The following is a 25,650-nucleotide window of genomic DNA, read 5'->3' as shown; positions in this document are numbered from 1 at the left end:
GTTCTGCTCGGCTTGTAAGGAGCTCAGGCCAATACGAGATCGAACACGGCCGTGTAATGGCAGGCTGCACCGAGCAGGACAAACGAATGCCAGATGGCGTTATGAAAACGCAGCCGCCGCCAAGCGTGGAAAATCACGCCGAAGCTGTAGAGCGCTCCACCCACGACCACAAACCATAGTGCCGTCGCGGACAGCGACGGGACGACATCGTCGTAGATCATGAGGCCGCTCCATCCCATCACCAGATAGAGAACGACCGACAGCCGGTCGAACCGGCCGGGTAGAGCCAGTTTGAGCGCGATTCCGATCATCGCCACGCACCAGACCCCGATCAGCAGAGCGATTGCAAATGCGTTGTCTTTCACCTGCACGATGAACGGCGTGTAGGTCGCCGCGATCAGAATGTAGATCGCGGAATGATCGAAGCGGCGCAGCAGCCATTTTCGCGGCGACACCGGCCACAGATTGTAGGTCGCAGACAATACCAGCATGGTCATCAGGCCGGCGATGTAGATGGATACGACCGCCACGTCGCGACAGCCGGCATAAACGGCAGTTAACACGATCAGGATCGTGGCCGCGATCAGTCCGGCAACAACGCCCAGCACATGCACGACGCCGTCGGCGATCAGTTCCGCGCGGTCGTAATTCCAGCGGATCGCGCCGGCCAAGGCATTCGCGGGGGCTTGCTTCAGCCTGGGCAACGTCACCAACTCTGGGCTCCGGGGCGTATTTTCAGTGTCTTGCGCTAGCGGAAAGGCGCTACAATGACGGCCGGTCCATCGTCAACGAAATCTGAACACAAATAATGTACGGTTCGTCTCAACACCAAAACTTGATTTCCGCCCGTCAATCGCCACTTTCCGGTTGCGCAGACGCGATTTGCACGCCATTCCAGTTCCGAGTATCGACATCGCATCGACATGGCCTCCAGCTTTTCCGATATTGTTGAAGAAGCGCGTCTGTCGGCGCGCGCGCTGCTGGACTACGGCGAAAACTTTTTCAACCCGACGATCAGGCTCGGCGTAACCGGCCTGTCGCGCGCTGGCAAAACCGTGTTCATCACGGCGCTGGTGCATGGCCTGTCGCGTGGCGGCCGGTTTCCGGTTTTTGAATCTCTCGCCAGCGGCCGCATCGCCCGCGCACAGCTTGCCCCGCAGCCAGACGACGCGATACCGCGGTTCAGCTATGAACATCACGTCCATACGCTGATCACGGAACGACGCTGGCCGAGCTCGACGGTCGATATCAGCGAGTTGCGGCTGGTGATCGGCTATCAGCGGCAAAACGGCTCGGACCAGACGCTAACGCTCGATATCGTCGACTATCCCGGCGAATGGTTGCTCGATCTGCCGCTGCTCGACAAGAGTTATGAACAATGGTCGACCGAAAGCCTGGCACTGTCGCGGCAACAGCCGCGCGCGCGGCTCGCAGAAGCATGGCACGCACATCTCGCAACGCTCCGGCCGTCGACCCGTGAGGACGAACAGGCGACGCTCACCGCCGCACGGCTGTTCACCGACTATCTCCGCGCCTGTCGGGACGAACGTTTCGCCATGAGCCTGCTGCCGCCCGGCCGTTTCCTGATGCCGGGTAACCTCGCAGGCTCGCCCGCGCTCACCTTCGCACCGCTCGATCTGTCCGCCGGAGGGATCGCGCCCGATGGATCGCTATGGACGATGATGCGGCGGCGATATGAGGCCTACAAGGACCTCGTGGTTCGGCCGTTTTTCCGCGATCACTTTTCGCGACTCGACCGCCAGGTCGTGCTGGTCGATACGCTCTCCGCCTTCAATGCCGGCCCGGAAGCATTATACGACCTCGAAGCCGCGCTCGCCGGAATTCTGGATTGCTACCGCGTCGGCCGCAGCACGATGCTGAGCGCGCTGTTCCGGCCGCGGATCGACCGCATCCTGTTCGCCGCCACCAAGGCCGATCATCTGCATCACACCAGTCACGACCGGCTTGAGGCAATCCTGCGGCGCGTTGTAGAACGCGCGGCCGCACGGGCCGAAGTCGCCGGCGCCGCCATCGACGTTGTCGCCCTGGCGGCGGTTCGCGCCACTCGCGAGGCGCAGGTGCAGTGTGGTCGCGAAAAACTGCCGTCCATCCTCGGCACGCCCCTCGCCGGCGAAGTCGCCAGCGGCCAGACCCTGGACGGCCATACCGAGGTCGCGACATTTCCGGGCGACCTGCCCACCGATCTCAAGGAGCTTTTCAGCGGAAACGGTGCGTTCCGGGGGCTATCCACGTCGGCGATGGACCAGGCCGATTTCCGCTTTCTCCGCTTTCGTCCCCCACGCCTCCGAGGCGACGAAACCGGCGATCCCGCTCTGCCCCATATCCGCCTCGACCGGGCGCTTCAGTTTCTGATCGGAGACCGACTGCAATGAGTGATCGATCCGGCCTGCGCCGCCCCGTCACATTCAAGCTCGACGATCCGCTCGTCGTGGTCCTCGATCCCGATGAGGCCGCTAGCCGGCCTGCGCGCGGCGGCATCAGCATTACACCGGAAGCAGAGCCTGAGCCCGAGCCCGTGTTGCTGCCGGAGGAACCACCGGAGAAGCTTCCGGTTCCGTCGCGGAAAGGATTTCGCTGGGGCGTGCTGTTCTGGTCGTCGCTGGCGGGGCTCATCGTACTCGGTACCGTGCTCGGCGCCATAAACCTGATCGCCGACCTGTTTGCACGCAGCGAGGGGCTTGGCTTCCTCGGGCTGATGCTGGCGGCGCTGTTCGTGGTCGCGTCGACCGTTATCGCGGCGCGCGAGATCGCGGGCCTTGCCCGTCTCTCCACCATCGAGAACCTGCATCGGCGAGCGCTGGCCGCAGTCGCGGCCGACGATCGCACGGGAGCGAGGGTGGTCGTGCGTGATCTGGTGAAACTCGCCCACGACAATCCGCACCTTGCGCGGGCGCGAGCAGCGTTGCGGAGCCATGACACTGACATCATCGACGGCGCCGATCTGGTGCGGCTCGCCGAACGCGAGTTGATGGCCCCGCTGGATCAGGAAGCACGCCGCCTGGTGTCGGTGGCGGCGCAGCGCGTGTCGATCGTGACCGCCATCAGCCCCCGCGCCGTGGTCGATGTGCTGTTCGTATTCGCCGCGGCGATGCGGCTGGTAAGGCAGCTTGCGCGCCTGTATGGCGGAAGGCCCGGCACACTCGGGATGATCCGCCTGATACGCCACGTCATCGCGCATCTCGCCATCACCGGCGGCATGGCGGCCAGCGATACGTTGATCCAGCAGATGCTCGGCCAGGGCATCGCCGCGAAACTGTCGACGCGTCTGGGCGAAGGCGTCCTCAACGGATTGCTGACCGCGCGCCTCGGGCTGGCGGCGATCGACGTCACCCGGCCGATGCCGTTCACCGCGCTGCCGCGGCCCACGCTCGGTGATCTTGCAAAAGACCTGTTGCGCAAACGCGGCAGCGACGCCTGAACTATCGTGCGACGGCGGCGAGAGCCAGAGCATGATCCCGAAAAGTGGAAGCCGGTTTTCGGATAAGATCATGCTCGATCAATGAGGCTGGAGTCCGATTCAGCACCGTTGAAACAGACACCGGCGAACGGCGTCGCCCTCTACCAGTTGCCGCCAAGCTGAACGAAGCCAAGTGCATCCAGATCAGAACCGGCGAGAACACCGCAACCGCAATCAATACCACGGCCCCTTGATAGGACTGCGCCAGCGCCACGCCGGTTCGAACGGGACCTACGCGACGTGGGGGGCGCAACCTTCGCCATCAGCAGGCCGTAGTAGAACGCTGCTTCCATCATCAGAACCACCAGCATGGCGGCACAGACGTCGTGCGTAACGCGGCGGACGATAGCAGCAATTGCGAAATCGGCATCGCCACCAGCCGGCAAACCTGACGCCAAAAACAAGCGCGGGTCATCTCAAGCGGGGTCGGCCTGTCGCCGCTAGTTCGCGCATATTTTCCAGCGGCATTTGCGCTGTGTGAGATTTCGCACACACACAGGGTCGAAACCCCACTTGTCTGAACGTCTATTCAGAAAATTGTCGGATTTACCCCACCGGATTCTTCGAACCGCCTTTTCAAAGCAAGCGACGAACATGCGACGGGCAAGAGCGAGACCCAAGCACAAGCCCGCAACTGGAAACTAGAACACGAATTGAAACGGAAACCCGCGCATTGTGCGCTTCATTTAAGGAGAACGACCATGTTTCGTAAACTGGCTCTTGGACTTGTTGCCGCTGCTTCCCTCGGTGCGATGGCGCTGGCGCCCTCAGCCGCTTCCGCGCACGGTTTTGGCGGAGGGCATGGCGGCCACTTTGGCCACGGTCATTTCGGCCACCACTTCGGCCACGGTCATTTTGGACACGGTTTCGGCGTCGCTTATGTCGGCGGATACGACGATGGCGGCTGCTACGTAGTGCGTCGCGTGCCGACCCCGTTCGGCTACCGTCTGCGCACCATCAACGTCTGCGATTGATCGCACCTTGCGGTTCGGTCAAAAAGCCCCGGTCGCCCAGCGGCCGGGGTTTTTGCATTAAGGGCGACGGCTTGTTTTCATGCTGCCGCATCGCGGAAAATCTCGCGGCCCGATCCATCGATCGCATCGAACGGTATATTCGGAACTCCTCGATTGACTTGCAGTCTGGCAGTGCGAAACTTCGCGGATCGATGACCCGTGATGACGGGCCTCGACCGTAAAGCTTCGGAGGAAGCCATGCTCGACAGACGAGAGATGCTAAAACGCGTCGGTGCCGGACTGGCGCTCGGCGCCACCGCCAGCCTGACCCCTTTCAAGGCCTTCGCGCTCGACAACGTGACCTTGCCGTTCGACAACGGCGAGCGCCCGCTTGTGAAGTATCCGCAGAAGCGCATGATGATCAGCCAGACAAGCCGCCCGCCGCAACTTGAAACACCGTTTTCGGTTTTCAACGAAGGTCCGATCACGCCGAACGACGCCTTCTTTGTTCGCTATCACCTGGCCGACATCCCGCTCAACATCGATCCCAACACGTTCACGCTCGAGATCAAGGGCAAGGTCGATCATCCGCTCAAGCTGTCGCTCAAGGACATCAGAAAGATGAAGGCGACGGAGCTCGTCGCCGTTACCCAGTGTTCGGGCAACAGCCGCGGATTCTCCAATCCGCGTGTCCCCGGCGGGCAGTCCGGCAATGGCGCGATGGGTAACGCGCGCTGGCGCGGCGTGCCGCTCAAGGCCGTGCTCGATCAGGCCGGCGTACAGCAGGGTGCGAAGCAGGTGGTTTTTGGCGGCCTGGACGGCCCCGTCAGCGACAAGACGCCGGATTTCGCCAAGGCGCTCGACATCGACCACGCGCGCGATGGCGAAGTGATGCTGGCCTATCTCATGAACGGGCGGGACCTGCCATTTTTGAACGGCTTCCCGCTCCGGCTCGTCGTTCCCGGATATTACGGCACCTACTGGGTCAAGCATCTCAACGAGATCACCGTCATCGACAGCGTCTATGACAATTTCTGGATGAAGACGGCCTATCGCATTCCAGACAATGCCTGTGCCTGCGTCGAACCGGGCACCGCGCCGAAAGCGACGGTCCCTATCAACAGGTTCAACGTCCGCTCCTTCATCACCAATGTCGCCGATGGCGCGAAACTCGGGACCGGCGGCAAGCTTCTGAAAGGGATCGCGTTCGACGGCGGCACCGGAATCAAGGAGGTCGCCGTGTCGATCGACGGCGGCAAGACCTGGAAAACCGCGCGGCTCGGCCGCAACTACGGCAAATACTCGTTCCGCGAATGGAAAGTCCCCGTCAAGCTCACCGCCGGTCCGCATGAACTGAAGGTGCGCGCGACCAGCAACGGCGGCCAAGTGCAGCCGGCCGAAGCCGCATGGAATCCGGCCGGTTACATGCGCAACGTCATCGAAACCGTCCGCGTGACGGCGGCTTGAGGGAGATGGTCATGACGCGTCCAGTTCTTCTTGCTCTCGCAGGCGCCATTGGACTCGCCGGGAGCATTTGCGCCTTCGGCTCGACGATAGCCGCCGCCAAGCCGGTCAACTACAAGCTCCCGAATGAAACCACACAGTTCAAGCCGGGCCCCAATCTCGAGGTTGTGAAAAACAACTGCACGGCCTGTCATTCGGCGGACTACGTCCAGACCCAGCCGCGCGGCCCGAAATTCAAGAAGGATTTCTGGCAGGCGGAAGTGAACAAGATGATCAAGGTGTACGGTGCGCAGATCGGGGAGGCCGACATCGGCAAGATCGTCGACTATCTGACCGCAACCTATTGAGGTCGGAAACCGGTATCCGCCGGAAATCCGGGTTTTTCGGCCGGCGGATCGCTACTGCCTCGCCCGAGCCCCGCGGGTGAGCGGCAGGCGCCGCTAGCGGAGTTTTGAATTGACATTCGCGTCCGTAACGCCACTACCGCAGTGGACTGCCCAGAATTGTGGCAAAAATGTACCGTGTTGAGATAGAGTTGGTTCAGATAGTTCGGTCTTGTGTTTAATCTATCAAGCCGGGCCGAGACCGCGTATCGTGTGCGCCGTCGGACAAGCCGGTTTCCGGGGACCGACGACTGTTTCAATCCTGCGGAGACTTGGGAATGGCTAAGGGTACTGTGAAGTGGTTCAACCCGACCAAAGGTTATGGATTCATCCAGCCGGCCGGCGGCGGCAAGGATGTATTTGTCCATATTTCGGCGGTCGAGAAAGCAGGCCTTTCAACGCTCAATGAAGGTCAGACGGTTGAATTCGAGGAAGTTGCCAACCGCGGCAAGACTTCGGCCGAAAACCTCAAGGTTTGACGTGACGACGCGATCCTCAAGGCCCGGATAAAGCGCGTCCCGACGGCGGGATGCACTCCGCGGCGAACGACATCGGCTCCGCCGACGCAATCAGGTTTACGCTATCCGCGCAGACTGATCCGCCGGCGACGAATATAGGCAAACCACGCGGCGACGCCGCGCTGGAGCGCGTGGCCTAATCTTCCTTGACCCATCGATCCACGGTCATGACGTCGGGTAGTTGGGCGTAGCCGCGTGGCCACAAGTCAACGACCCATTCCACATGCGTGGCGCGCTCAACCAGCACCGCGGTATTATGCGGGGTCTGCAGCACGAGCGTATTACCGCGATAATGCGGATTTCCCACGGTGTGAAATTTGAGAAGTCCCCAGTCCTGCAGCACCAGCAACAGGCTGGTGACGTTGCGCGTCGTGTCCCAGCAATCGAAGTTGTGCCTGTCATCGCCAGCGCGGAAATCGGCCCGCGCCACACGCTTGTTGGTTCCGAGGATCGGTCCCATGCGGCGATCGAACCAGACCACCGCCTTCTGGGCCGCCTGACGCTCTGCGGCAGCCGATGACCGGCCCGTCGCCAGAATCCGGGTCAGCGCAGCCCGATCGGCAGACGTGAAATCGAGAGGCTCCCGACGGCGGCAGACGAAGCCGTAGCAGACCGTCATGGACTTCGCGCTCGGCGGATAGATCGAGACGGAGGTATAAAGCTGCGCGATGCCGGGACTGAGTTCAGCCGCCCCCGCCATAGTCTGCGCCATGAACAGCATCGTGCCCGCCGCAAACAGACGGGATAAGCGGCGCACGCGCGCGTTGTCAGGTCGATCTGGAAAGCCGGCCATCAAAACCTCAATGAAAATTCCCGATACCGGCGGCCCCATTGGCTCCATACCGGATTGAGCTTAGCTTGTTTGGTTGGAGAAAGGGTCGCACGGCCGCAACAGCGTTTCAGATTCGTGTCGCGCATGTGCGATCCACATGACCGTTCTCAAACGGCAGTTTGCGGAAGGCCGAGGAATCGCCGATGTCGTCCCAGCTTCCGCCGCCGTTTTCGGCCCCCTACGCTTCGGACGACCGGGCAGTGGCGGCGCGCCTGCTCGCCGAGGCACGGCTGACGCCCGAACGGGAAGCACGGGTCGATCGCACGGCGCGTGGCCTGATCGACGCCATCCGGCAGAACGATGATCCGCTGGGCGGCGTCGAGGACATGCTGCGCGAGTTCGCATTGTCGACCAGGGAAGGACTCGCGCTGATGGTGCTCGCCGAAGCACTGCTGCGGGTGCCCGATGCCGAGACCGCGGACCGGTTCATCGAGGACAAGCTCGGGCAAGGCGACTTCATCCATCACGAGACCCGGTCCAGCGCCTTCCTCGTCAATGCGTCCGCCTGGGCGCTCGGGTTGTCGGCCCGAGTCATCCAGCCAGGCGAGACGCCGCAGGGCACCATCGGGCGGCTCACCAAGCGGCTCGGCGTTCCCGCGGTGCGGGCGGCAACGCGGCAGGCGATGCGGCTGATGGGCAGTCACTTCGTGCTCGGCGAAACCATCGAGGCGGCACTGGAGCGGGCGCACGCGCATTCGGCGGGACACGCCCGCTACTCCTTTGACATGCTCGGTGAGGGCGCGCGCACGGCCGCGGATGCGGACCGCTATTTCAACTCCTACGCCGCCGCGATCGAGGCGATCGGCCAAGGCGCCGGCGACAGGCCCCTGCCCGACCGTCCCGGCATTTCCGTCAAGCTATCCGCGCTACATCCGCGCTTTGAGGCGGTAAGCCGACAGCGGGTGATGGCGGAACTGGTGCCGCGCGTCATTGATCTCGCCACGCGCGCCAAAGCGCGCGATCTCAACTTCACGGTCGATGCGGAGGAAGCCGACCGGCTGGAACTGTCGCTCGACGTGATTGCCGCTATCGCCGCCGACCGCACGCTCGCCGGCTGGAGCGGCTTTGGTCTTGCCGTTCAGGCGTATCAGAAGCGCGCCTGCGCGGTGATCGACTATATCGACGACCTCGCGCGACGCCTGAACCGGCGGATGATGGTCCGTCTGGTGAAAGGCGCGTACTGGGACACCGAGATCAAGCGCACGCAGGAGCGCGGGCTCGACGGCTATCCCGTGTTCACCCGCAAGGCGATGACCGACCTGAACTACATCGCCTGCGCGAAAAAACTGCTGACGCTACGGCCTCGAATCTTTCCGCAATTCGCGACCCACAATGCCCTCACCGTCGCCACGCTTCTTGAACTGACCGACGGCGACGACGGATACGAATTCCAGCGCCTGCACGGCATGGGTGAGGCTCTCTACGCCAAACTCGCCAAGGACCGCCCGGCCATCGCCTGCCGCATCTATGCGCCGGTCGGCAGTCACCGCGACCTGCTGGCCTATCTGGTGCGTCGCCTGATCGAGAACGGAGCCAACTCCTCTTTCGTCGCAACGGCCTCCGATCCCAATATACCGGCGGATGTGCTGCTGCGCAGACCGGCCGATATCATCGGGAATGCCGACAACGGCGGGTATGCGAAGATTCCGTTGCCACGCGATCTGTTCCAGCCGGAGCGCATCAATTCGCGCGGCATCGAATTCGGCGAGCGCGCAGCGCTGAACCGGCTGGTTGCCGACGTCGCGGCCGAAAAAGCTTTCAACGTTACCGTGAAAGACAGCACCCCAGAGGACATGAGCCGTGCCGTTGCTACGGCACGCGGCGGCTTTTCGTCGTGGAGCCACACGCCGGCAGCTGTGCGGGCAGATGCCCTGGAGCGCGCGGCCGATTTGATGGAACAACGATCGGCGCATTTCATCGCGCGGCTGCAGCGCGAAGGCGGCAAGACGCTGGATGATTCCGTGTCGGAAGTCCGCGAAGCCGCCGACTTCTGCCGCTACTACGCCGCACAAGGCCGCAAGCTGTTCGGCGACGCGCAACCGATGCCGGGGCCGACCGGCGAGCGCAACACGCTGCGGCTGCGCGGGCGCGGCGTCTTTGCCGCGATCTCGCCATGGAATTTTCCGCTGGCGATCTTCACCGGACAGGTGACCGCGGCGCTGATGGCCGGAAATACCGTGGTCGCGAAACCCGCCGAGCAGACGCCGCAAATCGCGGCTGAGGCCGTGCGCTTGCTGCACGAGGCAGGCATCCCGGAAACGGCGCTTCACCTGATCCAGGGCGATGGGCACATTGGGGCTGCGCTTGTCGCACATCCCGATCTCGCCGGCGTAGTCTTCACCGGCTCGACAGAAGTGGCGCGGTCGATCAACCGCACACTCGCCGCCAAGGACGGCCCGATCGTGCCACTGATCGCCGAGACCGGCGGCATCAACGCCATGATCGCCGACGCCACCGCGCTGCCCGAGCAGGTCGCCGACGATGTCGTGACCTCGGCGTTCCGCTCTGCCGGACAACGCTGCTCGGCGCTGCGGCTGCTGTTCGTGCAGGATGACGTCGCCGACCGGATGATCGACATGATCGCAGGCGCCGCGCGCGAATTGAGGATCGGCGATCCGTCCGATCCCGCCACCCATGTCGGCCCGGTGATCGATCGCGAGGCAAAGGATCGACTCGATGCGCATATCGCGCGCATGACTCGCGAGGCCCGCGTGCATTTCGCCGGGCTTGCGCCCGCGTCCGGCAATTTCGTCGCGCCGCATATCTTTGAACTGACCGACGCCCGGCAACTGACCGAAGAGGTGTTCGGACCGATCCTCCACGTCGTGCGTTACCGCACCTCGGGCCTCGATGCCGTTCTGCGGTCCATTGCCGATACCGGCTACGGCCTGACGCTCGGCATCCACTCCCGCATCGACGACACGGTCGAGGCGATCGTGGACCGCCTCCAGGTCGGTAACGTCTACGTCAACCGGAGCATGATCGGCGCCGTGGTCGGCGTGCAGCCGTTCGGTGGTCACGGCCTATCGGGAACCGGTCCCAAGGCCGGCGGCCCACACTATCTCACCCGTTTCGCGATTGAGCAGACCGTGACGGTGAATACCGCAGCAGCCGGAGGCAACGCCGCATTGATGACCGAAGAAGGATAGTCAACGACATTCCCGGATGCGCAATCCCGCATCGGGGAATGACGAGTGGCCCTCTATAGCGTTTTCGAGCGAAGTGGATACCGGTTCGCGTGAAGAAAACGCGTCAAACCAAAACTAGCGCCCCAACCACGGCGACGCGAGGCCGAGCGCGATCAGGCCCAGAATGACGGCAATGCCGATAGCCCATGAACTGAGGCGCACTGCGCTGACCGCTCCGCGGGCGCTCTCGTTTTGAGCAATCTCGCGATTGCGCTCCTTTTCGCTCTGCTCCGGCTCGCTCATCGCCACCCTGCGGAAATGTATGGTCGCGCCATCAAATCCCGACGGACGGAATAGTTCCGCCGCGCTCTATCCGGTCGCGAGGCCGCGGACCGACGTCAGCGCGCAACGACCAGACCTCTGCTGGTGACGACGACCCAGCGACCGTCCTGCTTGCGGATCGCATCGACGCGGCCAAGCCCGGGCACCGGATCGCCAGTGTACACCTCGTAGATGCCGCTGCGCCCTTCGATCACTGCACCGCCATTGGCGACGTCGCGCAATACCCAACCCTCGACCGAGGGCAGACGCGCTGCTGCTGGCTTCGGCGCCGGCAGTGGCACCTGCGCGGCAGCGGCAGCGGTAGTTGGAATCGACCCTGTCACGTTAGCCGCGGCAGTCGTTGGAGATGCCACCGGCGCGACGGCCACATGCTGCTTGTCCAGCGTCTCATTGAGCTTGGTTAGCTTGGCCGCAGACTCGGCATGCGCCTTTTCAACCTTGTCCAGGCGATCGTTGACCTTGGCGAACTGGCCGGCGTCGCCCTTCGCCGAGCGAGCGATGCCCGTCTTCAGCGTGGCAACCTCAGACTCGAGCTGCTTGATCGTGGCCTCCAATGCCTGGGTTTGGCTCGCCATCGCCGAGGACTGTTCACTTGCAACGCTGTGGCCGCGGCCCGACGTCGCGAGTGAACCGCCGATCGCCCCGGTGATCGCGGCCAAGACCGCGATCGCCGCAATTGCGGCGAGACGCCGCTTGCCGAACCGGCTTGACGCCTGCGTGCCGCTGGCTGCCGCCCTGCCCCGGTCGATGGTCGAGCGATCCCATGACTTGTCGCGTGACGGCGCCACCATCACGATCTTGCCGGTTTCTCGCAACGCGTCAGCCTTCGGAGCTTCAGCCTCAATTCTGGGCGCGATCCGGGGTGCTTCTATCTTCGGAGCTTCAACCTCAACCTTGGGCTCGATCAATGGTGCTTCTGCGCTCGGAGACTCGGCCTTGATCTCGGGCTCGATCCGCGGTGCTTCCACTCTCGAAGCCTCGGCTTCAATCTTCGGCTCGATCCAGGGCACGTCCACCTTCGGAGTCTCGGCCTCCACCCTGGGCGCTTCTACCTTCGGAGCTTCAACCTCAGTCTTTGGCTCGATCAAGGGTAATTCCGCATTCGGAGTTTCAGTCTCAACGGGCTCGATCCGCGGTGCTTCCATCTTCGGCGCCTCGGGCTTGATGTCGTCGGGAGGCGGCGCGGATAATTCCTGCTCCGGCGCAAGCTCTGGAGATCTGGTGCTCGACGCCATGTCCATCCCGGCGAGTTTGTCGAGGGCACTATTCCGATCAGACGAATGGTCGCTCACGTTAAAAACCTCCACTACAGGTTGACCATTTGGTAACTTCATTGCTTGCGGAATCGTTACCTTGGGGACCATTACGGAAATTTTAGGATTTTTTCCGACCGACAAAACGGCTTAACCAAGGCCGCCCAAGCGCCAGCCCAAGCCGGCGAGCATCGCGTCGGCGGACAGCTGTCCGCGAACGCTTTGAGTGCCGATCAACTCAAATCACCACCGGCGCGTCCGGCAGTTCGTTCGAACCGGTCCCCTGCTTCGGGAAATGTTCTGCAAGCTGCCGGGAGACGGCTTCGATGCCTTTGACAACTCCGGCCTCGAAACGGCCTTGCTTGAACTCAGCCTCCATCGCGTTACAGATGGTCTTCCAAACCGCCGCGCCGACCCTGGCGTGAATGCCGCGATCGGCAACGATCTCAACATCACGGTCGGCGAGCAACAGATAGATCAGGATGCCGTTGTTACGCGCGGTATCCCAGATTTTCAGATGCGCGAACACGTCGAGCGCCCGCTCGCGCGCCGGCTGATTGCGGAACAAGGGGATGCCGTCGAGCGCTCCTTCCACCGCAAACACCACCTGCCCCGAATGGGTCGTCTCGCTGGCGCGGATCGCCTTTTCGATGGCGGCCATCGCTTCAGGCGGGAAATGCTTTCGCACCCGCCAGCGATGCCCAAGCAGATGCTTGCCAATGCGCCCGATGCCCATGCCTACCAGCTCCCCGATGCGCCGCCGCCGCCGAAGCTACCGCCACCGCCGCTAAAACCCCCGCCATCGCTGCCCGAGAACGATCCGCCTCCGCCGCCGCCGCCAATCCAGGTGCCGCTGCGCCCCCGCCCCGCGGTCGAAGCGACGGTGTCGCCCACTACCGTAAAGACGAACGCCAGCACCGCCGCGATGGCAGCGACTATCAGCGAGCCGACGAAGAACCAGGTTGCGACGCCGGCAAGCACGCCAGCCGCCACCGAGCCGATCAGCCGGCCCAAGACCATGCGAAATATCCCGCCGAGAACGAGAACGCCAACGATGACAAACGGATTGAAGAGATCGTCGACGTTGAAATTGTTCGCGTACTGTCCCTGCGGTTTCGGCGCGGGCAAGGGCTCGCCGTCGATCACGCGCAGCATGCGATCCACACCGGCGGAGATCCCGCCAGAAAAATCGCCGCTCCTGAACTTCGGCACGATCTCTTCGTCGATGATACGTTTCGAGGTGACATCGGTCAGCGCGCCCTCGAGGCCGTAACCCACCTCGATCCGCAACTTGCGGTCGTTTTTGGCGACGACGAGGATCGCGCCGTCATCAACCTTCTTGCGGCCAATCTTCCATTGTTCGGCAACGCGGATCGAATACTGCTCGATCGTTTCCGGCTCGGTCGTCGGCACGATCAGCACCGCGACCTGACTGCCCTTGCGGTCCTCGAACGCTTTCAGTTCCTGTTCGAGCGACGCCGTCTGATCGCTGCTCAGCGTCGCGGTCTGATCGACCACGCGCCCGGTCAGAGGCGGCACCGCGACATCGGCGAATGCCGCGCTGATCCAGCACAGCATCAGCGCCAGCAGCGCCGCCTTCAAAGTTTGCATCACCGCCACCGGCTGCGCCGGCTACTTCGACGGCACGGCCGGCGCCGGATTGAAATCGACCTTAGGCGCGGTCGAGATGTCCTTCTCGTTGTCGACCGTGAAGTTCGCCTTGGTCTTGTAACCCAACGCCAACGCGGTCAGGTTGGTAGGAAACGAGCGGATGGTCACGTTGTAGTCCTGCACCGCCTTGATGTACCGGTTGCGCGCCACGGTGATGCGGTTCTCGGTGCCTTCGAGTTGGCTCATCAGATCGCGAAACAGGGCATCCGACTTGAGCTGCGGATAATTCTCGGTGACGACCAACAGGCGCGACAGCGCGCTGGAGAGTTCGCCCTGGGCGGCCTGGAATTTCTGAAACGCCGCGGGATCGTTGAGCACTTCCGGCGTCGCCTGGATGCTACCGACCTTGGCGCGCGCGTTGGTGACGCCGAGCAGGACGTCCTTCTCCTGTTGCGCAAAGCCCTTCACCGAATTGACGAGATTCGGCACCAGGTCGGCGCGGCGCTGGTATTGATTGACCACTTCGGACCAATCGGACTTGATCTGCTCGTCCTGCGACTGAATGGCGTTGTAGCCGCAATTGGTCAGGCTCAGGGTGGCGAGCACCGCCAGTACCGTTAAAAGTTTTCGCATCATATGTCTCCTGCCCGACAATCAAGACTGCGTTTAAGGAAAAGACGCGCGACCTCTCGGGCCGCGCAATCGGAATAGTAGCAGATGTCGCCGCGATGGCCCTGTCAATTCTCCTGTCCCGCAGGACGGGACTGTTCGCAAACCCTCGTCTGCGTTATAGTTTAAGGACATGACCGTTACGGATATCGCGACGCGAACCTATAATCACGGCTGGCGCCTCGATCCCATCGTGCGCAGCCTGCTCGATACGGATTTCTACAAGATTCTCATGCTGCAGATGATCCGGGAGTTCTACCCCAACGAGCACGTCACGTTTTCCGTCATCAATCGCAGCCGCCACGTCCGCCTCGCCGAGGTCATCGACGAAGGTGAACTGCGCGCGCAGCTTGATCACGCCCGCTCTATCCGCTTCACCAAGAACGAGTTGATCTGGCTCGCAGGCAACACCTTCTACGGCAAGACCCAGATGTTCTCGCCGGGCTTCATCGATTGGCTCACGACATTCCAGCTTCCCGAATACGAATTGCGGAAGGTCGACGGCCAGTACGAGCTGCATTTCCACGGTCCGTGGACCCACACCACCATGTGGGAGATCCCGGCGCTCGCCATTCTCAACGAGTTGCGATCGCGCCGAGTGACCAAGGGTCAAGGCCGTTTCGCGCTCGATGTGCTTTATGCGCGCGCCAAGGCAAAGCTGTGGGCCAAGGTCGAACGATTGCGCAAGCTGGATGACTTGTGGCTGTCGGACTTCGGAACACGGCGGCGTCACGGCTTTCTCTGGCAGTGCTGGTGCGTCGAGGCCGCCAAGGAAGGACTGGGATCCGCCTTCACCGGCACGTCAAACGTTCTGCTCGCGATGGACAACGATCTCGAAGCCATCGGCACCAACGCCCATGAACTGCCCATGGTCGCGGCTGCGCTCGCCGACGATGATGCCGCGTTGCGCTGGGCGCCCTATCGCATCCTCGACCAATGGCGACACACCTATGGGGGCAATCTGCTGGTCGCCCTGCCCGATGCCTTTGGCACCCAGGCCTTTCTACGGGACGCGCCGGAATGGGTGGCGGACTGGACCGGATTTCGCCCGGACAGCCTGCCGCCGATCGCGGCGGGCGAAGAGATCCTCAAGTGGTGGAAACAGAAGGGCCGCGATCCCCGGGAGAAGCTGCTGGTGTTTTCCGACGGCATGGACGTCGATTCGATCGAGGAGACGTATCATCACTTTGCTGGCCGCGTTCGAGTGAGTTTCGGCTGGGGCACCAACCTGACCAACGACTTCGTGGGATGCTCACCCGACGGCACCGTCGACCTCGATCCGATTTCGATCGTCTGCAAGGTGACGTCGGTCAACGGCCGTCCGGCCGTGAAACTGTCGGATAATCCCGAGAAGGCGACCGGCGAGCCGTCGGAGATCGAACGCTACCTGCGCGTGTTCGGAAGTGCCGGTCGTGTCCGCTTCCCCGTTCACGTCTAGTCCATGTTGGCGCTTCAATGGGGCTGATCGGGATGCCAGCCGATGACGGCCAGCATCACGAAAAAACCGACAACATAGGCGACCGCGATGGGCCATCCGTTTCTGACCCACAATCCCACCGATTTTGCCTCGGGATACATGTTCGACAGCGCCACGCCCGCGGAGGAGCCGAACCACACCATCGAACCGCCGAAGCCGACGGCATAAGCAAGAAATCCCCAGTCATAGCCGCCCTGCTTGAGTGCCAGCGCGGTGAGCGGGATGTTGTCGAAGACTGACGAAACAAAGCCGAGGCCGAGTGCCGTGTGCCACGACGCAGCCGGCAATGTCTCGACCGGCATCATCGAGGCGGCGGTCACGAGCGCCAGAAGAAAGATCGTCCCCTTGAAAGTCTCGGGCATGACGGTCCAATCCGGCGCGCGCAAGAACGCCGTCAGCAAGATCGCTGCCCAGACGGCAAGCCCGAGAACAGGGAGCGTGTCGAGCAGCGCCGGAAATTTCAGGTTCGCGGTCACGTTTGCAACCAATGCCGCGATCAGGATGGCCGCGACGATGAAGACTCGCGCACCATCCACGCGCAACCCGCTCGGCGGCTTTTTCACGATCGGCGAAAAGCGATGCTGCTGCATCGCGGCCGGTATCGCAAAAATCACGAACGCGACGACAGCCGCGACATAAGCTTCCAGGACACTGAGCGGGCTGACGCCGTCGATCCACATCATCGTCGTCGTCGTATCGCCGACCACGCTCCCGGAACCGCCGGCATTGGAGGCCGCGACGATCGCGGCCAGATAGCCGATGTGGACCTTTCCCTGAAAGACGTAGCGCGCCACCGTGCCGCCGATCAGTGCTCCCGCGATATTATCGAGGAAGCTCGACAGTACGAAAACAATGACGAGAAGGACCACCCCGCCTTTCCAGTCATCGGGCAGCAGGGCCGGCATCTCATCCGGAATCCGGCTCTCCTCGAAGTGTCGCGACAGGATGGCAAATCCCATCAGCAGCAGAAACAGGTTAGCCAGCGTAACCCACTCGTGCTCCATGTGGTGGCCAAGACCGGCTACCCCGGTGCCAGACTTGAATCCGGTAAAGCCGATCTTGTAGCTGATGATCACGGCTAGACCGATCAATGCGATCGCGAGCGTATGCCGGTGAAACAGCGCAATGCCGAGCAGAACAAACCCAAAGAGGATAAAATCGAGGGGGATTCCAAGGATCAGAATCGGATCAGCCACGGTGCTCTCAAATCGATGGTGCTCTCAACGCTATTGAATCATTCGCCAACAAAGCGGCCATATTTGCCGCGGGCAAACAACAGTGCTTCATCCCGATTGTAGCTATAGGACTCCACTGCGCCGAGGAAAATGATGTGGTCTCCGCCGTAATAGCGATCGACGGTTCGGCATTGAAAATTCGCAACGCTGCCCGACAGCAGCGGAGCGCCGCCGAGACCCGGCGTCCAATCGACCCCTTCGAACTTGCGGCTCGACGGCGTCGCAAATTTGACCGCCAGCGCCTTCTGCGACACGCCGAGCACATTGACCGAGAAGTGGCTGGCGTTCTGGAATACGCTCATGTTCCGGGAATAGACCACCAGACTCCAGAGCACGAGCGGCGGATTCAGCGAGACCGACGCGAACGAGTTGCAGGTCAGCCCGTGAGGCTTTCCGGCATCGTCGGCAGCCGTGATGATGGTAACGCCGGTCGGATGGGAGCCGAGCGCATTGCGGAAGTCGCGCGGATCGAGGGACGACTGGTCGCTCGCCAGTTCGTTGGCCGGATCCGGCGTACCGGGGAATTCAGGACCGCCTGCCATCTGACAACCTCACAGCGTCAGATTTTGAGACGGCAGACCGAGCGCGACCCGGCCGTAATCCGTGCCCGCTGCATCGAAGCTGAACGCAATATGGGAATTGATCGCGTTCGCATCACGGAACTGCCGCTGGAGCGGTGCGCCGGAAAACAACCCGCGCGCCCCGCTCGCTGCAAACAGCAACGACACCGCCTCGGTACACAGGTTCACCGCATAGGCGCCATCGCGCCGCCACGCGGTTTTGACCGCCATGTCGGGGACAAGCCCGCGCCGCGCATCACGCATCGCCTTGATGCAGGTCGAGCGCATGATGAGGCGCGCGGCGTCAATCTTCGCGGACGCTTCGGCAATCTTGATCTGCGTGGACTGAAGATCGCCGAGCTTGGCGCGGCCATAGGTGGTTGCGCGGTGGCGTGCGACCTCGATGTAGTCATCGAGGCAGCCACGGGCGTTACCGAGCGCCACACCTGACAGCACGAAGGGAAACAGCGCAAATACCGGCAGCGCATAAAGGGGGTTCGGATTCACAACGCTTCCGGGCGACGGACCGCCGGCGATGTCCGCGACGGCCAGCGTCATCCAGTCATCGACGAAGACATCGTCGACAGCGACGTCGTTCGAGCCTGTTCCTTTCAAGCCGGCGGCGTTCCACATGTCGATGATCCGGTAATCTTTACGGGGAATCAGAAAAATCCTGTACTCGATGCCATCGGCTTCATCGTCGGTTGAAACGATCCCCGCGAGCATGTTCCACGAGCAGCAATCCACCCCGGAGGAAAACGGCCAGTGGCCTTGCAGCCGGTACCCGCCCTCGACTTTCCTGGCGCGGCCGGAAGGAAACACGAAGGACGACGCGATCAACGTGTTCGCATTGGTCCAGACGACATCCTGCGCCCGCCTGTCGAACATGCCGAGCATCCAGTGATGGCTCGCAAGGTTGGCCAACGTCCAGGCCGCGGATGCGTCGGCCATGGCAATCGCCGCCGCGCAGTCGACGAGAGCGACATAGTCGAATTCCGAGCCACCGACCCGCACCGGCTGCAAGATCCTGAACAACCCGGCCGCATGAAAATCCTGCTCGGTCTCCGGCGGCAACCGCCGCAACTCCTCGGTTCTGGCAACCCGGTCTCGCAATTCCGGCACAAGCGCCCGCGCGCCCGCCATCATCGCGGCATATGCGCTATCGTTCGGATCCGGTTCTGACGACGGATTCGCAGGCGGGCTGGAACCGATACCTGCCATTTGAGAATCCCCTGAAATTCGCTTGATCTGCATTGCCGAGACAATGCAGCGACCTTCGCACTCTCCAATTATAAGCGAGTATGACGAGGATCACCAACTGATGGCAATCCGCACAAGGCAGAGGCCGTTTACTGCTCGGCAACTCTGTGCGATTTCGCAGCCAGACCCTTGTCGAGTTCGACGCGGCAGCCCGAGCTGAGGCTGGAGCGGTTCTTGACCATGCAGGCGGTAATCCGGCTGATGTTCGGAATTTCGGAGCTGCACAGGCGGAACGCGTCGCCGGTGCACTGCCGTTGCGCTTCGGCGGTGAAGGCAAAGCTTGGGGTGGCCAACGCTATGACGGAGATCGCGACAGCCAGGGTCGCGGCGATCTGACGGACGGTTTCGATCCAAACGACGGTCATCTGAAGCTCCTCAGGCTGGCCGTGAACTCCGCGGCCGTGGTCGATGCCGCACCCTGGATCATCGACAGCGAGGACACTGTGAGATGGATCACTCAGACGCCAAAATCAATAAATATGCACATAATATCAATGTCTTAGACATAAGGTATCCGCGCGCGGCATACAATAGGCGGAATTCTGCCTATCATTTCGGAGAATCACAGCGCGCCCTCACGCGCATCGCATAACCGGCAGCAGCGGAAACCGTCACGGCCGGCTCCGCCATTCCGTTCTGGAAGGCTGCATCGTCAATTCCTGCACTGTTCGGTAGGCAAGAGAGTCATGAAGACAATCCGCGCGGCAATTTTCTTCATCGTGTTTTTATCATGGATGCCGTTGCACGCCGGGACGCCTGCGCCCGGGACTGCCAAACCGGCGAACCCGGCCGCCGCGCCCCCGGCGGCCGCCCCGGCTGAAGATCTGCCGTCCGTACCGGCGCCGCAGTTTCCTCGGGCACAGTCGAAACTCGACGGCTGGAAGCAGACGCTTGATCAGGTCGAGGCGGCGCTGCGCTCCCGCGTGATCGACGATGCCGTGTTGAACGGTCTCCGGAGTCGCGCCGCAGCGACGCAGAGCGAAGCGCGCGACCTGATATCGGGAATGACGCCTCGGCTCGAAGCGGCGACCGCGCGGGCCGCCGAACTCGCGCCAAATCCGGAAGCGACCGCTCCACCGTCGGACGACGTAAAGCTCGAGCGCGCCAAACTGGTGGCGGAAACCGCCGCCCGTCAGGGCATTATTCAGCAGGCCAAGCTCATCAACGTACGGGCTCAGCAAACAATCGACGCGATCTCGGATCGACGGCGCGCGATATTCAACGATTCCGTGCTGCAGCGCTCGGCGAGCCTGGTCAATCCCACTTTCTGGATCACGGCCGCAACCGCCGTTCCGATCGCCGCCGGCCACTTCGTCGAGCTCGTCTCCAAATGGGGCCGGGTGCTGGCGTCACAGCCGCTTCGCGCCGCATCCGGCTTCGTTATCGCAGCCATCGTGGTGCTTGGGTTCTTTTTGTCCCCGGGGCGGCGCTGGTGGTCACGCTGGACAAAACGCGATCCCGAGATTGCCAATCCCAGCCCGCTGCGGAAGACCGGTTCCGCCGCCGTCATTGTCCTTGCCGACACCACGCTCACGGCCGTCGCACTGCTCGTGCTCTACCAGGCGCTCATGATGCTCGGGGTTCTACCCGACGACGTAAATCCCATCGTTCGTGCCTTGTTCCTGGGCATCACCTTTGCCTTCTTCTTTGTCCGCCTGACGATTGCAGTCCTTGCACCGGGTCGTCCGACCTGGCGTCTGATCGAACTCGACAATGCCGCGGCCGACGGGATGATATCCTTCTCGGTCCTGCTCGCCATGGTCATCGCATTCGGCGTGTTTGTGGACGCCATAAACCTCGCGATTGCAGCCCCCGTCGAACTTTCGATAGCAAGTCAGGGCATGATTGCCATTGCGAAGGCGCTCCTCTTCATGGGCGCGCTTCGCGTTGCGGCTGCCACCGAAGCTGACGACGAAACCACCACACCTTCTTCCGCGAATAGATCCGCGTGGCGCTTGCTGATTCCCGTGGGCTGGGTGATGGCCACGGCCGCCGTCCTCGGACCGCTCGGGGGGTATGTCGCGTTTGCCCGGTTTGTCACCATTGAAATGGTGGTGCTGGTCGCCGCGCTGATGAGCTACGTGCTGCTGAGCCGGTTCGCTGCGGTTCTCATCAAAACGACGTTCGCCTTTCATGGCGCGATCGGCCGTCTTCTGCGGCAAACCGCGGGTCTCGGGAGCAGCGCGGTCCGGCAGATCGCCGCGGTGCTCGGCGGCCTCATCCAACTGTCCCTGATCGGGTTGACGGCCTTCGTGGTGCTCACGACATGGGGGATCCGCTCCGACGACGTTGTCACGTCAATGTCTTCGGCATTCTTCAGCTTTCAGATCGGCAACATCACCATTTCGCCGTCCGCGATTCTCGGCGCGGTAGCTGTTCTCATCATCGGTGTCGTCGCCACGCGCGCGCTCAAGCGATGGCTTGAGGAGCGTTTCCTGCCCGAAACCAATCTCGATGTCGGCGTTCGCAGTTCGATCGGCACCGGCGCGGGTTATGCGGGTGTCATTCTCGCCAGCCTGGTCGCGCTGTCGTACGTCGGCCTCAACCTGCAAAACGTCGCCATCGTCGCCGGCGCGCTGTCGGTCGGCATCGGCTTCGGACTGCAATCCATCATCAACAACTTCGTTTCCGGTCTGATTCTCCTCGTGGAGCGCCCAATCAAGGTCGGAGACCGCATCGAGGTCGGCACCCGCATGGGCGTCGTGAAACGCATCAATGTGCGCGCCACGGAGATCGCGACATACGACAACCTCTCGGTGATCGTGCCGAACGCAGACCTGATCAGCGGACAGGTCGTCAACTGGATGCACGGCAGCTATTCAGCCCGGCTGTCGGTGGCGGTTGGCACTTCCTATGATGCCGACCCGGACAAGGTTATCGAAATCCTGCTCGATATCGTCGCGCACCATCCACGTGCGCTGAAGTCACCCGAGCCGTTTGCCGTTCTTGGCAATTTTGGCGCCGACGCGCTGGAGTTCACGGTGTTCTTTCACGTCGCGCATATCGGCATCGACGCCGGCGCCGCCAATGAGGTCAGGCTTGAGATCCTCAAACGCTTCCGCAAGGAGGGAATCAACCTTCCAAACCCTCAACGGGACCTGCATATACGGGATCTCGATCGCATCGAAGCTCTCGTGCGCGACCTGGCCGGAACCGAACGCTCCGGTGCATCAAAGCGCCGCTCTCCGGGTGGCTGGGGTGGTGGCGCGGCCGAGCCTTTTACGCACGAATCGCTTCCAACACGGCAAGGTGATCGCGGATGAGTATCGCCCGCTCTTCTCGAAAGCGAGTACGCTGAATAGCATCATTGGAAAGCTGACGTTCGACATTGAATGATGTATAGTTCCTGCTTCCAGACACCATCGGACGTGACATGCAGGCTTCATCCAACAAATCAATGCCGTCATTGAGCTTGCGAATCGATCTCGACGCAAAAGGCCGTATTGGACCGGGCAAAATCGAGTTGCTCGAGAGCATCCATACTTGCGGTTCGATTTCGGCCGCCGGACGTGCCATGGACATGTCCTACAAGCGCGCCTGGGATCTCGTCGATGAAATAAACCGCATCTGCCGGCAGGCGGCGGTCGCGCGGCAAACCGGCGGCAAGAATGGCGGCGGCGCGGTCCTGACCCCGTTCGGGGTCTCCCTGGTCGCACGCTATCGCAAGATCGAGCGCGACGCCGCAACCGCGGTTCATAAAGAACTCGAGGCGCTGCGAAACGACATCCGGCACCCGAAAAGAAACGCGGAACGATAGCAGGCCACGCGGCAAAGCCGCGGCACCGAAGCGACCGCTTTTCGGCAAAAAACGCCAGGATTTGTCGATCCAGGCGCCATGATGTCGAGCAGTCCGGCGGCGCAACCGGACGCGTCCCGATATTTATTCGCTCGTCTTCACGGCCAGTCGCCTGCGCTATGGCCTAACCCTCCCTGTCGTGATATATATCAGGCTATAGCGTCAAAGGCTCGTTCAAGGGCCCGCACGGATAGAAAAGCCAAACACGCGGCTTCGGTCGTTCCGGACCGGGCGCAAAATCGCGGCAAGCGCCGCCGCGCCCTTGATAAGGAGGCGGATCATGTTCGACGCCCAATGCGACCTTGCCGCTTTGGTTTATGATGAGCGCCAGGATCCCGACGAGGTTCTGCGCGAATTCGCCTCCGGTCTGAACGCAAACGGCCACCGGGCCGTGGGTATCGTTCAGCTTAGCCGCCACCACCCCGATGCAAGCCTTTCAGCGACGCTGGTCCCTACCGGCGAACAACTTCGGCTGTTCCAGAATATGGACACCTATTCGGCGGGGCGCCGGCTCGACCTCGGACAACTGACGGGCGCCGGTGAACGGATTGCAAGAATCCTCGACGAGGGTGCGGACATCCTGATCGTCAACCGTTTTGGCCGGCAGGAGCGCGAGGGCAAGGGCCTCGTCCATCTGATCGAGCGCGCGCTCGGCGCCGATATTCCGGTCGTGATCGCGGTGCCAAGCCACCATTTTGCAGACTGGATCAAATTCGCCGGCGGGATGACCGTCAAATTGCACTGCGACCGGGAATCGCTGGATGCGTGGTGGAGCCTCGTGTCGGCCCATGCCGGCAGCCTTCGCCCACCTGATCATTTGACGGTCTGCGAAGTAATCAAATAGATTTCTCCTTCCGGAAAGCCCCAAGCAGCCGGCCTGCTGGCGTTGTGCTGCCGGAGCCGCCTGTCCCCCACACGCCGTTATAGCGTTTTCGAGCAAGTGGAGACCGGCTCGGTCAAAGAAAACGTGTCAAAACAGAAGCTGGAGCCGGATTCGATCGACGCCGGAATAGCTCCGAACCACGTTTCATCGGTAGATGACTGCATGCCAGATCTTGTGATCGCGGTGGATGTCGGATCGAGCAGCGCGCGTGCCGGAGTGTTCGACGAGCGCGGCGTTCTGCTTGCGCGCGCCGCAGCTCCGTTCGCGACCGCCCATCCCCAAACCGATCATGCCGAGCACAGTTCCGATGAAATCTGGACCGCTGTCTGCCAAGCGGTGCGCGGAGCCGTTGCGGCGGGACACATCGCTAGCGATGAGGTCAAGGGTATCGCCTTCGACGCTACCTGCTCGCTCGTGACCCTTGATCGCGCCGGTCGCCCGGTCACAGCCTCCGTGACCGGCGAGGATCGCTGGAACGTGATCATGTGGGCCGACCATCGGGCCACCGCGGAAGCCGATGAGATCACCGCCACCCGCCATCGCGTGCTGGATCACGTCGGCAATGTGATGTCGCCGGAAATGGAAATTCCGAAGTTGCTCTGGCTGAAGCGGCATTGCCCCGATGCGTGGCGCCGCTATGGGCTCGTGCTCGACCTCACCGACTTCCTAGCTTGGAAGGCGACGGGCTGCGCCGCGATCTCCACTTGCACGGTGACGTGCAAATGGACCTATCTCTCCCACGAGCGGCCGGGTTGGCAAAGCGATTTCCTGTCGCGGGTGGGGCTCGATGATTTGCAGGACAGGGCAGCGCTTCCCGCCTCGACGCAACCGATCGGAACAAGCGCTGGTACTCTGACGACTGAAAGCGCCAGCCAGCTTGGTCTGCCCAGCGACTGCGTTGTCGGCGTCGGCGTGATTGACGCGCATGCTGGCGGCATCGGCGTGCTCGGCGGCCTCGACGCAACCGGCCTCAACGAGACGCTCGCCATGATCGCCGGCACATCCTCGTGCCACATGGCGGCCTCGCCGGATCCCAGGCAAATTCCCGGCATATGGGGTCCCTATTACAACGCGATGCTCCCGTGCCACTGGCTGAACGAGGCCGGCCAGTCCGCCACCGGCTCGTTGCTCGATCACATTCTCGACCTCCACGCGGAGGGACAATCGCTTGGTGCGGACCGGCACGCCGTGATGGCGGCCCGGATCGAGGCATCACTGGCCGCCGACGGTTTAGCATTCGTCGAGAACCTGCATGTGCTGCCGGACTTTCACGGCAACCGTTCGCCACTCGCCGATCCCGATTCCGTCGGCGTGATCCACGGGCTGCGTCTCGACGCGTCAGCGGACTCGCTGACCCGGCTTTATTTCGCGACTGCGATCGGCATCGCGCTCGGAACGCGACACATCATTGATGCCCTCAACGACGCTGGTTACGCCATTGACAAAATCCGGTTGACCGGAGGCCATGCGGCGAGCCCGCTGCTGGTCCAGCTCTACGCCGACGCCGCCGGTGTCGCGGTATCCCTGCCCGAACAACCGGACGGCGTGCTGCTGGGAACCGCATGTGTCGCCGCCGCCGGCTGCGGGCTTTATCCATCGGTTACGGCGGCCGCGACGGCGATGACCCGCATCGGCCGAACCGTGCAGCCAGCTCCCGCGGCGCGCGATTTCTTCGACCAACGCTATCGCGCGTTTTTGTTGATGCACGAGCATCGCCGGGCGTTATCGCGGCTCGCATGACGGACTCCAACACGGAGCCTTTCCGCTTCTGACGGAATGAAAGCGATCTCTATGATTTTGATTTGACG

At 62.3% G+C, this 25,650-nt stretch carries 25 protein-coding genes; 12 read left to right on the top strand and 13 right to left on the bottom strand.

Going from position 1 to position 25,650, the window contains the following annotated elements:
• Window positions 1-23 precede the first annotated feature (23 nt).
• A complete protein-coding gene (trhA, locus tag ACSZOQ_RS01000) occupies window positions 24-710 on the bottom strand; it encodes a PAQR family membrane homeostasis protein TrhA (RefSeq protein WP_439925898.1) in 687 nt (228 codons plus the stop codon).
• A gap of 213 nt (window positions 711-923) precedes the next feature.
• On the opposite strand from trhA, the gene ACSZOQ_RS00995 reads away from it, so the two are divergent.
• The gene (locus ACSZOQ_RS00995; protein WP_439924261.1) at window positions 924-2,393 is read left to right on the top strand and encodes a YcjX family protein; all 1,470 of its coding nucleotides are present in this window, start codon (window positions 924-926) and stop codon (window positions 2,391-2,393) included.
• Window positions 2,390-3,439: a YcjF family protein gene (locus ACSZOQ_RS00990; RefSeq protein WP_439924260.1), complete on the top strand. Its 1,050-nt coding sequence runs from the start codon at window positions 2,390-2,392 to the stop codon at window positions 3,437-3,439. Before ACSZOQ_RS00995 ends, ACSZOQ_RS00990 begins: the two co-directional genes overlap by 4 nt.
• Before the next feature lie 140 nt (window positions 3,440-3,579).
• On the opposite strand, the gene ACSZOQ_RS00985 is transcribed toward ACSZOQ_RS00990, so the two are convergent.
• A complete protein-coding gene (locus ACSZOQ_RS00985) occupies window positions 3,580-3,882 on the bottom strand; it encodes a hypothetical protein (RefSeq protein WP_439926171.1) in 303 nt (100 codons plus the stop codon).
• A gap of 297 nt (window positions 3,883-4,179) precedes the next feature.
• Between ACSZOQ_RS00985 and ACSZOQ_RS00980 the strand changes: the two genes are divergently transcribed.
• The 4 genes from ACSZOQ_RS00980 to ACSZOQ_RS00965 all read left to right on the top strand — a co-directional run bounded on the left by ACSZOQ_RS00980 (window position 4,180) and on the right by ACSZOQ_RS00965 (window position 6,757).
• A complete protein-coding gene (locus ACSZOQ_RS00980; RefSeq protein ID WP_439924258.1) occupies window positions 4,180-4,452 on the top strand; it encodes a hypothetical protein in 273 nt (90 codons plus the stop codon).
• Window positions 4,453-4,689: 237 nt separating this feature from the next.
• Window positions 4,690-5,898: a SorA family sulfite dehydrogenase catalytic subunit gene (gene sorA / locus ACSZOQ_RS00975; RefSeq protein WP_439924257.1), complete on the top strand. Its 1,209-nt coding sequence runs from the start codon at window positions 4,690-4,692 to the stop codon at window positions 5,896-5,898.
• Window positions 5,899-5,903: 5 nt separating this feature from the next.
• Entirely contained in the window at window positions 5,904-6,242 is a 339-nt protein-coding gene (sorB, locus tag ACSZOQ_RS00970; RefSeq protein WP_439924256.1) for a SorB family sulfite dehydrogenase c-type cytochrome subunit, read from the top strand.
• A 314-nt stretch (window positions 6,243-6,556) separates the two neighbouring features.
• Window positions 6,557-6,757: a cold-shock protein gene (locus tag ACSZOQ_RS00965; RefSeq protein WP_011511778.1), complete on the top strand. Its 201-nt coding sequence runs from the start codon at window positions 6,557-6,559 to the stop codon at window positions 6,755-6,757.
• A gap of 175 nt (window positions 6,758-6,932) precedes the next feature.
• Here ACSZOQ_RS00965 and ACSZOQ_RS00960 read toward each other — a convergent pair whose 3' ends face one another.
• Window positions 6,933-7,517, bottom strand: coding sequence for a hypothetical protein (locus ACSZOQ_RS00960; protein WP_439925896.1), 585 nt, complete (start codon window positions 7,515-7,517; stop codon window positions 6,933-6,935).
• Between the two features lie 254 nt (window positions 7,518-7,771).
• Here ACSZOQ_RS00960 and putA point away from each other — a divergent pair, with 254 nt between their 5' ends.
• Entirely contained in the window at window positions 7,772-10,777 is a 3,006-nt protein-coding gene (putA, locus tag ACSZOQ_RS00955; protein WP_439924255.1) for a bifunctional proline dehydrogenase/L-glutamate gamma-semialdehyde dehydrogenase PutA, read from the top strand.
• A 114-nt stretch (window positions 10,778-10,891) separates the two neighbouring features.
• Here the strand turns inward: putA and ACSZOQ_RS00950 are convergent, their stop codons facing one another.
• The 5 genes from ACSZOQ_RS00950 to ACSZOQ_RS00930 form a co-directional block, all read right to left on the bottom strand.
• Complete coding sequence (locus tag ACSZOQ_RS00950; protein WP_439924254.1) at window positions 10,892-11,059, bottom strand: hypothetical protein; 168 nt, start codon at window positions 11,057-11,059, stop codon at window positions 10,892-10,894.
• 95 nt (window positions 11,060-11,154) lie between these two features.
• The gene (locus ACSZOQ_RS00945; protein ID WP_439924253.1) at window positions 11,155-12,390 is read right to left on the bottom strand and encodes a hypothetical protein; all 1,236 of its coding nucleotides are present in this window, start codon (window positions 12,388-12,390) and stop codon (window positions 11,155-11,157) included.
• 199 nt (window positions 12,391-12,589) lie between these two features.
• A complete protein-coding gene (locus tag ACSZOQ_RS00940) occupies window positions 12,590-13,087 on the bottom strand; it encodes a TPM domain-containing protein (protein ID WP_439924252.1) in 498 nt (165 codons plus the stop codon).
• A gap of 2 nt (window positions 13,088-13,089) precedes the next feature.
• Window positions 13,090-13,962, bottom strand: a complete 873-nt coding sequence (locus ACSZOQ_RS00935; protein WP_439924251.1) for a TPM domain-containing protein — start codon at window positions 13,960-13,962, stop codon at window positions 13,090-13,092.
• A gap of 21 nt (window positions 13,963-13,983) precedes the next feature.
• Complete coding sequence (locus tag ACSZOQ_RS00930) at window positions 13,984-14,595, bottom strand: LemA family protein (protein ID WP_439924250.1); 612 nt, start codon at window positions 14,593-14,595, stop codon at window positions 13,984-13,986.
• A gap of 169 nt (window positions 14,596-14,764) precedes the next feature.
• Between ACSZOQ_RS00930 and pncB the strand changes: the two genes are divergently transcribed.
• Window positions 14,765-16,069 (top strand): nicotinate phosphoribosyltransferase, encoded by a 1,305-nt coding sequence (gene pncB, locus ACSZOQ_RS00925; RefSeq protein ID WP_439924249.1) that lies wholly within the window; start codon window positions 14,765-14,767, stop codon window positions 16,067-16,069.
• Window positions 16,070-16,083: 14 nt separating this feature from the next.
• On the opposite strand, the gene ACSZOQ_RS00920 is transcribed toward pncB, so the two are convergent.
• From ACSZOQ_RS00920 to ACSZOQ_RS00905, 4 genes are all read right to left on the bottom strand, one after another.
• Window positions 16,084-17,304 carry a citrate transporter gene (locus tag ACSZOQ_RS00920; RefSeq protein WP_439924248.1) on the bottom strand — a complete coding sequence of 407 codons (1,221 nt, stop codon included), beginning with the start codon at window positions 17,302-17,304 and terminating at the stop codon, window positions 16,084-16,086.
• Between the two features lie 38 nt (window positions 17,305-17,342).
• Entirely contained in the window at window positions 17,343-17,885 is a 543-nt protein-coding gene (locus ACSZOQ_RS00915) for a flavin reductase family protein (RefSeq protein WP_439924247.1), read from the bottom strand.
• A gap of 9 nt (window positions 17,886-17,894) precedes the next feature.
• Window positions 17,895-19,124, bottom strand: a complete 1,230-nt coding sequence (locus ACSZOQ_RS00910; protein ID WP_439924246.1) for an acyl-CoA dehydrogenase family protein — start codon at window positions 19,122-19,124, stop codon at window positions 17,895-17,897.
• Between the two features lie 128 nt (window positions 19,125-19,252).
• Window positions 19,253-19,528, bottom strand: coding sequence for a hypothetical protein (locus ACSZOQ_RS00905; RefSeq protein WP_439924245.1), 276 nt, complete (start codon window positions 19,526-19,528; stop codon window positions 19,253-19,255).
• Between the two features lie 321 nt (window positions 19,529-19,849).
• Between ACSZOQ_RS00905 and ACSZOQ_RS00900 the strand changes: the two genes are divergently transcribed.
• Window positions 19,850-22,426: a DUF3772 domain-containing protein gene (locus ACSZOQ_RS00900; protein WP_439924244.1), complete on the top strand. Its 2,577-nt coding sequence runs from the start codon at window positions 19,850-19,852 to the stop codon at window positions 22,424-22,426.
• Here the strand turns inward: ACSZOQ_RS00900 and ACSZOQ_RS00895 are convergent.
• Window positions 22,383-22,679, bottom strand: a complete 297-nt coding sequence (locus ACSZOQ_RS00895) for a hypothetical protein (protein ID WP_439926170.1) — start codon at window positions 22,677-22,679, stop codon at window positions 22,383-22,385. The two genes, ACSZOQ_RS00900 and ACSZOQ_RS00895, sit on opposite strands and share 44 nt — an antisense overlap.
• Here ACSZOQ_RS00895 and ACSZOQ_RS00890 point away from each other — a divergent pair.
• From ACSZOQ_RS00890 to ACSZOQ_RS00880, 3 genes are all read left to right on the top strand, one after another.
• Window positions 22,561-22,920, top strand: coding sequence for a winged helix-turn-helix domain-containing protein (locus ACSZOQ_RS00890; protein WP_439925895.1), 360 nt, complete (start codon window positions 22,561-22,563; stop codon window positions 22,918-22,920). The genes ACSZOQ_RS00895 and ACSZOQ_RS00890 overlap by 119 nt on opposite strands.
• Before the next feature lie 319 nt (window positions 22,921-23,239).
• Entirely contained in the window at window positions 23,240-23,803 is a 564-nt protein-coding gene (locus tag ACSZOQ_RS00885) for a DUF2478 domain-containing protein (RefSeq protein WP_439924243.1), read from the top strand.
• 201 nt (window positions 23,804-24,004) lie between these two features.
• Window positions 24,005-25,582 carry an FGGY-family carbohydrate kinase gene (locus ACSZOQ_RS00880; protein ID WP_439924242.1) on the top strand — a complete coding sequence of 526 codons (1,578 nt, stop codon included), beginning with the start codon at window positions 24,005-24,007 and terminating at the stop codon, window positions 25,580-25,582.
• Window positions 25,583-25,650: the final 68 nt, after the last annotated feature.

The sequence above is a fragment of the Nitrobacter sp. JJSN genome, assembly GCF_051912485.1.
Taxonomy (GTDB): Bacteria; Pseudomonadota; Alphaproteobacteria; order Rhizobiales; family Xanthobacteraceae; genus Nitrobacter.
Note: the sequence above shows the minus strand (reverse complement) of the source record. Positions and strands in the feature narration are given on the sequence as shown.

What these genes read in the sequence shown, in the direction of transcription:
- pncB (WP_439924249.1), top strand. Translation starts at nt 14,765, where the DNA reads ATGACCGTTACGGATATCGCGACGCGAACCTATAATCACGGCTGGCGC.
- ACSZOQ_RS00915 (WP_439924247.1), bottom strand. Translation starts at nt 17,885, where the DNA reads ATGGCAGGCGGTCCTGAATTCCCCGGTACGCCGGATCCGGCCAACGAA.
- sorA (WP_439924257.1), top strand. Translation starts at nt 4,690, where the DNA reads ATGCTCGACAGACGAGAGATGCTAAAACGCGTCGGTGCCGGACTGGCG.
- ACSZOQ_RS00940 (WP_439924252.1), bottom strand. Translation starts at nt 13,087, where the DNA reads ATGGGCATCGGGCGCATTGGCAAGCATCTGCTTGGGCATCGCTGGCGG.
- ACSZOQ_RS00910 (WP_439924246.1), bottom strand. Translation starts at nt 19,124, where the DNA reads ATGGCAGGTATCGGTTCCAGCCCGCCTGCGAATCCGTCGTCAGAACCG.
- ACSZOQ_RS00935 (WP_439924251.1), bottom strand. Translation starts at nt 13,962, where the DNA reads ATGCAAACTTTGAAGGCGGCGCTGCTGGCGCTGATGCTGTGCTGGATC.
- ACSZOQ_RS00995 (WP_439924261.1), top strand. Translation starts at nt 924, where the DNA reads ATGGCCTCCAGCTTTTCCGATATTGTTGAAGAAGCGCGTCTGTCGGCG.
- ACSZOQ_RS00890 (WP_439925895.1), top strand. Translation starts at nt 22,561, where the DNA reads ATGCCGTCATTGAGCTTGCGAATCGATCTCGACGCAAAAGGCCGTATT.
- ACSZOQ_RS00895 (WP_439926170.1), bottom strand. Translation starts at nt 22,679, where the DNA reads ATGGCACGTCCGGCGGCCGAAATCGAACCGCAAGTATGGATGCTCTCG.
- ACSZOQ_RS00950 (WP_439924254.1), bottom strand. Translation starts at nt 11,059, where the DNA reads ATGAGCGAGCCGGAGCAGAGCGAAAAGGAGCGCAATCGCGAGATTGCT.
- ACSZOQ_RS00885 (WP_439924243.1), top strand. Translation starts at nt 23,240, where the DNA reads ATGTTCGACGCCCAATGCGACCTTGCCGCTTTGGTTTATGATGAGCGC.
- ACSZOQ_RS00980 (WP_439924258.1), top strand. Translation starts at nt 4,180, where the DNA reads ATGTTTCGTAAACTGGCTCTTGGACTTGTTGCCGCTGCTTCCCTCGGT.
- ACSZOQ_RS00905 (WP_439924245.1), bottom strand. Translation starts at nt 19,528, where the DNA reads ATGACCGTCGTTTGGATCGAAACCGTCCGTCAGATCGCCGCGACCCTG.
- ACSZOQ_RS00965 (WP_011511778.1), top strand. Translation starts at nt 6,557, where the DNA reads ATGGCTAAGGGTACTGTGAAGTGGTTCAACCCGACCAAAGGTTATGGA.
- ACSZOQ_RS00900 (WP_439924244.1), top strand. Translation starts at nt 19,850, where the DNA reads ATGAAGACAATCCGCGCGGCAATTTTCTTCATCGTGTTTTTATCATGG.
- sorB (WP_439924256.1), top strand. Translation starts at nt 5,904, where the DNA reads ATGGTCATGACGCGTCCAGTTCTTCTTGCTCTCGCAGGCGCCATTGGA.
- ACSZOQ_RS00990 (WP_439924260.1), top strand. Translation starts at nt 2,390, where the DNA reads ATGAGTGATCGATCCGGCCTGCGCCGCCCCGTCACATTCAAGCTCGAC.
- ACSZOQ_RS00930 (WP_439924250.1), bottom strand. Translation starts at nt 14,595, where the DNA reads ATGCGAAAACTTTTAACGGTACTGGCGGTGCTCGCCACCCTGAGCCTG.
- ACSZOQ_RS00880 (WP_439924242.1), top strand. Translation starts at nt 24,005, where the DNA reads ATGCCAGATCTTGTGATCGCGGTGGATGTCGGATCGAGCAGCGCGCGT.
- ACSZOQ_RS00960 (WP_439925896.1), bottom strand. Translation starts at nt 7,517, where the DNA reads ATGCTGTTCATGGCGCAGACTATGGCGGGGGCGGCTGAACTCAGTCCC.
- putA (WP_439924255.1), top strand. Translation starts at nt 7,772, where the DNA reads ATGTCGTCCCAGCTTCCGCCGCCGTTTTCGGCCCCCTACGCTTCGGAC.